Source organism: Mesorhizobium sp. B2-4-15 (assembly GCF_006658505.1).
In the GTDB taxonomy this organism is placed as follows: domain Bacteria; phylum Pseudomonadota; class Alphaproteobacteria; order Rhizobiales; family Rhizobiaceae; genus Mesorhizobium.
The window spans coordinates 1-7874 of record NZ_VFUZ01000053.1 but is presented as its reverse complement, the minus strand read 5'-3'; the positions used below and the strand labels follow the sequence as shown (position 1 = coordinate 7874).

Sequence of the window (7874 nt, the reverse complement as noted above, 5' to 3'; positions counted from 1 at the left end):
TACGGGGAGAGATGTCCGGCAGGACAGTGAGGGGCAGCGCCGACGGCGAAGGATTGCCAGCGACTTGGAGGCCGCAAGCGATCGACCATGACGGACATGCCGGATGTGCAGCGGCCAATAATGATCCGCCACCTCGCCGCGAAGAGGCGCGTTTACGATCTGGGAAGCTTGATGGTGCTAGATATCGCCGGATGATGGCTGGCCGGATTGGCCGGCTCCGGATGGATTCGCCATGAACAGCCCGATGCGCATGCCGTGGGTGGACACAGCCAAAGGCCTCTCGATCATCCTCGTGGTCATGATGTACTCGGCCTACAATACGGGCGAGTACACGGGCGGCGTCGGCTTCCTCCACTATGTCATCGGCTTCGCGACGCCGTTTCGCATGCCGGAATTCTTCCTGATCTCAGGGCTGTTCCTGTCGCAGGTCATCGACCGGCCGTGGCGGCGCTATATCGATCGCCGCGTCGTCCACTATCTCTATTTCTACGTGCTGTGGGCGATCATCTCGATCGGGCTGAAGATCGGTATCTTCAGCCGGGATCCCGGCGGCATGCTGCACGACCTCGCAATGGCGGTCGTCCAGCCCTATGGCGTGCTGTGGTTCATCTACATGCTGGCGGTGTTCGGCCTCGCGGCGAAGCTGCTGCGGCAGTTCCGCGTGCCCGCCTGGATCGTCATCCCGATCGCTGCCGCCCTGCAGATGTGGGCGCCCCATCCGGACAGCTATGCGGTTGAACAATTCGCGGCCTATTTCGTGTTCTTCTACCTCGGCTTCGTGCTGGCGCCCTTGGTGTTCCGGCTCGTCGGATGGACGCAAGCCCGCCCGGCGCTGGCCGTGGCCGGCTTGGTTCTGTGGGCGATCGTCAACGGCCTGCTCGTCTATTCACCGGGTTATGCCCTTCAGCCGGTCGGCATGCGGATGGGCCTGGCGGCGTGGCCGCCGTTGCACCTCACCCTGGCCGTCGCCGGCGCTGTGGCGCTTTGCGTGCTTGGCGGCTTCCTGTCCAAGTTCCCGGCCATGGAATGGCTGCGGTGGCTCGGCGAGCATTCGCTGGTCGTCTATGTCGCCTTCACCATCCCGATGTCGCTCTTCCGCGGCGCGGCGCTGGCAAGCGGCATGCTGACCGACACAGGCATGCTCAGTCTGGCGGTGCTTCTGGTCTCGACGATCAGCCCGGTCGTTCTCTACTTCATCGTCAAACGCATCGGTTTCGGCATGTTCCTGTTCGAGCGGCCAGGCTGGGCGCATATCGACGGGAGCGCTCCGCAACCGGCACCGAACGCAGCCACGCCCAAACCGGCACTGTCCGCCGCCACCGTCCAATCGAGCCTGAAGTAGCCGAGCCCCAAACGGCCCGAAGCGTTGCGGCCAGCCTCAGCCGTCCCGGAGTTCGACTTCGGTGAGGTCTCCGAGACCAATTCGCCGTCAGCGAAGTTTTAAGGGCTGTTGCGCCATGGTGGTGGCCCGCCAGGAGTTAAGCCATGTCCGATACGTCATACGCTCCCAAAGGCCCGGCATCGCAGCACGGCAGGCGGAGAGGGCATGACAGTGGCGGCGAGCGCCGCCGCGATGCCGCCACCATCGCCAGCCTCAAGGCGGAAGTCGCGGCACAGGCCGCACTGATCGTCAGGCAGGAGGTTTCACTGGCGCACAGCCGCAAGATCTTCGACCGCGCGTCGGTCGCCGCGCGCATCGGCGTGTGGGAATGCAGCCTGCCCGGCGAACAATTGCACTGGACCGACGTGGTCTACGATCTGTTCGATCTGCCGCGCGGCGCCGCACTCGACCGGAGCGAGATCATCAAGTGCTATCCGGCGGAGTCACGCAAGGCGCTGGACAGCCTGCGCAGCCGCGCGATTGTCGAGCGCAGCGGCTTTACCCTCGACGCCGAGATCACCACCTTCGCGGGCCGCAGCCGCTGGATCCGCATCACCGCGACCGTCGAGTGCGAGGACGGTGTGCCGGTGCGTATCTTCGGCATGAAGCAGGACATCACCGAGGAGAAGATCCTGTCGGACCGGATGCGCTACCTCGCCGAATTCGATGCCATGACCGGGCTCGCCAATCGCGCCCGCTTCCAGGCGCGGCTCGCGCATGCCGACGAAGGCCGTCCGCTCGGCGCGCTGCTTCTGATCGATCTCGACGGCTTCAAGGCCGTCAACGACACGTTCGGCCATGTCGTCGGCGACGAATGCCTGAAGGCGGCGGCCGAACGGCTTGCCGGCGGTTGCGGCGAGGCGGATCTGGTGGCGCGCGTCGGTGGCGACGAATTCGCGGTGCTGCTTGGCCCGCATCTCGACCGGGGTGCCGTCTCCGGCATGGCGCGCCGCATCATCGAGGCGATGGGCAACCCGGTCGTGGTCCGCGGCCAGTCGCTGAGACTAGGCGCTTCGGTCGGCATCGCCTTCGCCGGAACGGGCACGCCATGCGACCTGTTCGCGCAAGCCGACACCGCGCTCTATGCCGCCAAGGCGGCGGGCCGCAACACGTTCCGCATCTTCAAGGCGGAAGCCGGCCTGAAAGGCCGCAGCGTGGCGGCGTGACGTTCGAGCCCTCTCAAGAAAAATGTGAACGATTTTCCCTCCGGAATTGCGTAAAAACAGAGAGTTAGAGCTGTGAGTTAGAGCTGCGGCCGGCTTCGCCTTGCCGCTGTTTCGCCGGCCATTATTCGCTCGGCAGATCGGCGTTATCGCCTCTCGATGGCGCTGCTCGTTCCTCCGGCCGGGCGGCATGGCGCCTACCGGCGAAGCGGTGCCGCAACGGTGCGGAGCGGCATTTCGCAACGTACCGACAAGCAGGCCTTCGAGCTTAACTTTTCCGCAAACATTTATCCGTTAGGTCGATCGCCATGGCCTCGTGGCGGAGCGGCTACGCTGGAGACGGCAAATCTCTGAAGCCTCGGTTCGATCCCGAGGCGAGGCCTCCAACATTCTCAGTGGAAATCGTCGGCCGTCAGCACATATAGGCTCTTTCGGGTGCGGTCATAGGCCCTCGACGCCACGTCGCGGATGGCGCTGCCCTCGGCGTCGAACGTGGCCAGGTAGCCTGCTTCGTTGGCCACGGTCGACGGCTTTATCTTCGACATCGCATCGGCAGCGACGGAAAAGGAAATCTGGAACATGCCGTCATGGCCGACGAACCGGATGCGCTTGCCGGCTTCGTCATAGCTGCGGCTGCGATTGGGAAAGGTCAGGCTCATCTTGGCCTCCTTGGCTCTATGCTCCGACGCAATTCCAGGCGGCTTCACACTTTCCTGGAAGTCCTCCTAGGCCTTTTTCACCGCCCGTTTCTTCTTCGGCGCCGGGTTCTCAGCTTCCGCTATCCGGTCAGCCTCTTCCTTGGCCAGCCGCAACTGCCTCAATCTTGCCGTCTTGATCTCCCTGGCGCGCGCCTCGGAGATGTATTCGGCGGTCGCCTTGCTGCGCTCCGCCGTCTTTTTCTGCTTGTCGACAAAACGAGCTTCGGCTTTCGCCATTAGAGTCTGATTGCCATCAGCCATCGAACAAATCTCCTTCATGCGGAAATCACGGAAACGAACTTGTCGGATAAATAGGCGCTCGGCCGATAAAATTCAAATTTTTGAAATATTTGGGGGTTCGCGGCTTTCAAGAAAGCGGATGCCGAAACAATATTCTTGAATATTTCATGCCGACGGCAGATCAGTTTGGCATGCCTGTCCATCAGTGCCGCCGTGCCCGCACCCGCGATTGCAAGGGGCGGACTGCTCGCCTCATTGTATAGGGCTATGCTAAGCCGGTCGGCATGACACACACGGTCCGGGAAAAGCAGAAGCTTCTGGCGCGCGTGCGCCGCATCAGGGGGCAGGTGGAAGCCATCGAGCGGGCTCTCGACAGCGAGGCCGGCTGCGAGGCGGTCATGCATCTCATCGCCGGCGCGCGCGGCGCAATGACCGGGCTGATGGGCGAGGTGATCGAGGATCATGTGCGCACGCATCTCGTCGATTCCGAGCGCCACCCCGGCGCGCTCAACAGCGAAGCGGTCGAGCAGCTGCTCGATGTCGTCCGCACCTATGTGAAGTGAGTTCCGCCATGACAGAAGCCAACAGCGCAGCGGCTTTCCACAGCCATATGTTCCTGGGCGAGGAACACCGGAAGAGCGAAGGCAAGACCTGGGCGGTGATCTGGCTCTGCGCGGCCATGATGGTGGCCGAGATCGTCGGCGGCATTCTGTTCGGCTCGATCGCCCTTGTCGCAGACGGGCTGCACATGAGCACGCATGCCGGCGCGCTGCTTCTGGCGGCGCTTGCCTATACCTATGCCCGCCGGCATGCCGGCGACCAGCGCTTCACCTTCGGCACCGGCAAACTCGGCGACCTCGCCGGCTTCACCAGCGCCATCATCCTGGCCATGATCGCACTGCTGATCGGCTACGAATCCGTCGTGCGTCTCCATACGCCCGTGCCGATCCATTTTGCCGAGGCCATACCGGTCGCCTGCCTTGGCCTTGCCGTCAACATTGCCAGCGCATGGCTGCTCGGCGGCGGTCACGATCATGAGCATGGCCACGATCATGAGCACGCGACGGCGCACCGACATGACGAGACGCATCGGATCGCCACGGAGGATGGCGAGGTCGTGCTGGAAGTGTTCGAGGAGAGCGTGCCGCCGCGCTTCCGGCTCCATTCTCAATCGGGCGTTGCGCTTGCTTGGTCGTCCGTCTCGATAGAAACGGTGCGGTCGGATGGTGTCCGGCAGAGCTTCGCCTTCAGGGACCTGGGCGATGGCCTGGAATCCATCGAGGAGATTCCCGAGCCGCATGCCTTCGAGGCCAATGTCAGGATCGGCGGACGAACCTATCCGGTCCTGTTCGAGGAACATGAGCATGCGCACGGCAAGGCGACGCACGACAACAACATGCGCGCCGCCGTGGTCCACGTCATCGCCGACGCGGCGGTGTCCGTGCTGGTCATCATCGGCTTGATCCTGGCCCGCGCCTTCGGCTGGCTGTGGATGGATCCGGTTGCCGGCATTGTCGGCGCGGTGGTCATCGCCAGCTGGGCGCTGGGGCTAATCCGGGACACCAGCGCCGTGCTGCTCGACATGAATCCCGACCGCGGCATGGCCGAAAGCCTGCGCCGGACCATCGAGAGCGAAGGCGACCAGCTTGCCGACCTGCATCTGTGGCGGCTCGGGCCGGGCCATCTCGGCGCCATCGTCTCGGTGGTGACGCGGACGCGCCGGCAACAGGATTACTATCGCAGCCGGCTGGCGCGGTTCCGGTCCTTGTCGCATCTGACGATCGAGGTCCGGAAGGCGGCGTAGGCTTTCAGGCCTTTCGCGGGGCGGCCAGCCGCACGGCGGCTCATCGGTCGCCATCGTGTGCCCAGCATCACATCGCCCTTCAGCGGCGGATTTCGCCGTCGGTCAGCACAGGACTGGTTTTCAAAGCTACTTTGTGCCAACATGTACACAGTTAAACACGAGGCTTTCGCTATGACAGCTAGCACCACCATGACGATCCGCGTTACGCCGGAAATCAAGGAAAAACTCGGCCGGCTGGCGACGAACACCCGACGCAGCAAATCCTATCTCGCGGCCGAAGCCGTTTCCGCCTATGTCGAACGAGAACTTTCAATTGTCGACGGAATCAAACGCGGTATGGCTGATGTCGCGGCCGGTCGCGTGGTTCCCCATGATGAAGCGATGGCGGAGCTCCATGCCGTCATCGATGCCGCCAAGGGTAAGGGGTGACTCGGCCCGTTCAATGGTCGCGCGAGGCACTGGACGACCTCAAGCAGCAACTTGCCTATATCGCTGCCGACAATCCGGTGGCCGCACGCCGTGTTGCGGACCTTATTCGCGGTGCCGGCGCAGCACTTGGAAAAATGCCGACGGGGCGGCCGGGGCGCGTGTCGGGCAGCTATGAGAAAGTCGTCACCGGCTTGCCATACATCATCGCTTATTCGCTCACCGTGCAGGCGGGGCGGGAGTTCATTTCCATCGTTCGGGTAATCCACACGTCACGCGACTGGCAGCCCGAAGAGTGGCCGGAGTGAACCAGCACTGACATACAAGCGGCACAGTGCGATGACATCAACACAGATCGTGCGTGGCGCTATATGATCCGGTGCTCGTTTGGTGCAGAGTTGGGGAAACGCTGATTTCGTTACGGAGACAAGCCATGTTTGCGACCAAGGCCATCGACACCTCGGACAAGCCGGCGTTCTACCGCGATCTCGCGGCACAACTGAAGGCGCTGCTCGAGGGCGAAGAGGACTCGATCGCCAACGCCGCCAACACCGCGGCGCTGATCTTCCAGATGGTGCCCGACCTCAACTGGGCCGGCTTCTATTTCATGGCATCGGACGAGGAGCTGGTGCTCGGACCGTTCCAGGGCAAGCCGGCCTGCGTGCGCATCGCCGTCGGCAGGGGCGTGTGCGGAACCGCCGTCGAACTCGGCACCTCGATGCTGATCAAGGACGTGCATGATTTCCCCGGCCATATCGCCTGCGACGCGGACTCGCGGTCCGAACTGGTCGTGCTGCTCGAGGACAATGACGGCGTCTTCGGCGTGCTCGATCTCGACAGCCCGACGCCTGGCCGTTTCGACGGGGAAGACCAGGCCGGCATCGAAAAGCTCGCGGCGCTCTATGTCGCGGCGAGCTCGTTCGAGGACTGACCGCTGCTCAGGCCAGCTTCACCAGCATCAGGCTGAAGCCGCCAATGAACAGGAAGGCGGAGAAGGCCAGCGCCAGCGGACGCAGGCCGCGCGAGCGCAGTTGCGAAATGTCGGCCTGCAGGCCCATGGCGGCAAGACCCATGGTGAGCATGATGGTGGTGGCAAGCGCCATTGCCTGCTTCAGCTCAACCGGTATGGTGACCAGGCTGTTCAGCGCCACGACGGCGACGAAGGCGGCGACGAACCATGGCATGGGCGGCCGTGCGGCCGACTGGTCGCCGCTGCTCTTGCGGCGCGCCATCAGGCCGAGGGCGATGACCATTGGCGCCAGCATGGCGACGCGTGTCAGCTTGGCCACAGTGGCGATCTCGCCGGACTGGGTGCCGTTCTGGAAACCGGCGCCGATGACCTGCGCCACCTCATGGATCGAGGCGCCGGCCCAGAGGCCGAAAGCGTGCTGGTCGAGGCCAAGCAGCGGCGCCAGCAGCGGGAAGCCGAGCATGGCGACGGTGCCAAACAAGGTGATCGAAGCGACGGCATAGGTGACGTCCTCGTCGCGCGCATCGGTGACGATGTTGGTGGCCACGATCGCCGAGGCGCCGCAGATCGAGGTGCCGGCGGCGATCAGCTGCGCCAGCTTGGCGTCGACGCCGATCAGCCGGCCAAGCGTGATGGTGAAGAGGAAGGTGGCGCCAAGGGTCAGTGCGACGATGCCGACGCCGCTGGCGCCGATCGAGACCACCTGGCCGAGCGTCAGCTGGAAGCCGAGCAGCACGATGGCGAAGCGCAGCAGGCGCTTTTGCGAGAAGGCGATGCCGGCCTTGGCATGCGCCGGTGTGCCGAGCACGTTGGAATAGACCATGCCGGCGACGACGGCCAGGATCATCGGGCTGAACAGGGCGAAGCCGGAGACATTGCGCGCCGAGAAGGCGACGGCGGTGATCATCGCCACCAGCACCATGCCGGGGATGATGCCGTTCCACACCGAATCGAGGCGCTTGCGCCCAGCAGCCAGATCGGCGGAAATCGTGCTCTTCGGAATATCGTTCGCGATGCGGGTCAGGGAAGACAATGCAATTCTCCAGGCGAGTGTGCCGGAGAAATGCCATTTCATGATCAATCTTTCCAACGAATTATTTTCGTTATAATGATCGATTTTTCCGAACGATCTTGGCAATAGCCAGGGCTGGCGCGGCCCCTCATCCGCCTGCCGGCACCTTCTCCCCGTATA

General features: G+C 63.6%; 10 protein-coding genes and 1 tRNA gene. 8 read left to right on the top strand and 3 right to left on the bottom strand.

The genetic code is table 11. The features are described from left to right. The first annotated feature begins 232 nt into the window (after positions 1-232). The 3 genes from FJ930_RS29850 to FJ930_RS30220 all read left to right on the top strand — a co-directional run bounded on the left by FJ930_RS29850 (position 233) and on the right by FJ930_RS30220 (position 2930). Positions 233-1342, top strand: a complete 1110-nt coding sequence (locus tag FJ930_RS29850; RefSeq protein ID WP_141841177.1) for an acyltransferase family protein — start codon at positions 233-235, stop codon at positions 1340-1342. Positions 1343-1485: 143 nt separating this feature from the next. After that, the gene (locus FJ930_RS29845; protein ID WP_141841176.1) at positions 1486-2547 is read left to right on the top strand and encodes a diguanylate cyclase; all 1062 of its coding nucleotides are present in this window, start codon (positions 1486-1488) and stop codon (positions 2545-2547) included. Positions 2548-2854: 307 nt separating this feature from the next. After that, positions 2855-2930, top strand: a tRNA-Cys gene (locus FJ930_RS30220). A 6-nt stretch (positions 2931-2936) separates the two neighbouring features. Here FJ930_RS30220 and FJ930_RS29840 read toward each other — a convergent pair. Both FJ930_RS29840 and FJ930_RS29835 read right to left on the bottom strand, forming a co-directional pair. Continuing rightward, positions 2937-3203 (bottom strand): DUF1488 domain-containing protein, encoded by a 267-nt coding sequence (locus FJ930_RS29840; protein ID WP_140749919.1) that lies wholly within the window; start codon positions 3201-3203, stop codon positions 2937-2939. A gap of 66 nt (positions 3204-3269) precedes the next feature. After that, positions 3270-3503, bottom strand: a complete 234-nt coding sequence (locus tag FJ930_RS29835; protein WP_140611841.1) for a hypothetical protein — start codon at positions 3501-3503, stop codon at positions 3270-3272. Positions 3504-3766: 263 nt separating this feature from the next. On the opposite strand from FJ930_RS29835, the gene FJ930_RS29830 reads away from it, so the two are divergent. From FJ930_RS29830 to FJ930_RS29810, 5 genes are all read left to right on the top strand, one after another. Beyond that, positions 3767-4045 (top strand): metal/formaldehyde-sensitive transcriptional repressor, encoded by a 279-nt coding sequence (locus FJ930_RS29830; RefSeq protein ID WP_140611839.1) that lies wholly within the window; start codon positions 3767-3769, stop codon positions 4043-4045. Between the two features lie 8 nt (positions 4046-4053). Then, on the top strand, positions 4054-5286 hold the full coding sequence (dmeF, locus tag FJ930_RS29825) for a CDF family Co(II)/Ni(II) efflux transporter DmeF (protein ID WP_141841175.1): 1233 nt from the start codon (positions 4054-4056) through the stop codon (positions 5284-5286). Positions 5287-5457: 171 nt separating this feature from the next. Further along, positions 5458-5715 (top strand): CopG family ribbon-helix-helix protein, encoded by a 258-nt coding sequence (locus tag FJ930_RS29820; RefSeq protein WP_140611895.1) that lies wholly within the window; start codon positions 5458-5460, stop codon positions 5713-5715. Continuing rightward, positions 5712-6020, top strand: coding sequence for a type II toxin-antitoxin system RelE/ParE family toxin (locus FJ930_RS29815; RefSeq protein WP_141841174.1), 309 nt, complete (start codon positions 5712-5714; stop codon positions 6018-6020). Before FJ930_RS29820 ends, FJ930_RS29815 begins: the two co-directional genes overlap by 4 nt. A 125-nt stretch (positions 6021-6145) precedes the next feature. Next, positions 6146-6643, top strand: coding sequence for a GAF domain-containing protein (locus FJ930_RS29810; protein WP_141841173.1), 498 nt, complete (start codon positions 6146-6148; stop codon positions 6641-6643). Between the two features lie 7 nt (positions 6644-6650). On the opposite strand, the gene FJ930_RS29805 is transcribed toward FJ930_RS29810, so the two are convergent. Continuing rightward, a complete protein-coding gene (locus tag FJ930_RS29805) occupies positions 6651-7715 on the bottom strand; it encodes a YeiH family protein (RefSeq protein WP_141841178.1) in 1065 nt (354 codons plus the stop codon). Positions 7716-7874: the final 159 nt, after the last annotated feature.

What these genes read in the sequence shown, in the direction of transcription:
- FJ930_RS29810 (WP_141841173.1), top strand. Translation starts at nt 6,146, where the DNA reads ATGTTTGCGACCAAGGCCATCGACACCTCGGACAAGCCGGCGTTCTAC.
- FJ930_RS29845 (WP_141841176.1), top strand. Translation starts at nt 1,486, where the DNA reads ATGTCCGATACGTCATACGCTCCCAAAGGCCCGGCATCGCAGCACGGC.
- FJ930_RS29840 (WP_140749919.1), bottom strand. Translation starts at nt 3,203, where the DNA reads ATGAGCCTGACCTTTCCCAATCGCAGCCGCAGCTATGACGAAGCCGGC.
- FJ930_RS29820 (WP_140611895.1), top strand. Translation starts at nt 5,458, where the DNA reads ATGACAGCTAGCACCACCATGACGATCCGCGTTACGCCGGAAATCAAG.
- FJ930_RS29835 (WP_140611841.1), bottom strand. Translation starts at nt 3,503, where the DNA reads ATGGCTGATGGCAATCAGACTCTAATGGCGAAAGCCGAAGCTCGTTTT.
- dmeF (WP_141841175.1), top strand. Translation starts at nt 4,054, where the DNA reads ATGACAGAAGCCAACAGCGCAGCGGCTTTCCACAGCCATATGTTCCTG.
- FJ930_RS29830 (WP_140611839.1), top strand. Translation starts at nt 3,767, where the DNA reads ATGACACACACGGTCCGGGAAAAGCAGAAGCTTCTGGCGCGCGTGCGC.
- FJ930_RS29850 (WP_141841177.1), top strand. Translation starts at nt 233, where the DNA reads ATGAACAGCCCGATGCGCATGCCGTGGGTGGACACAGCCAAAGGCCTC.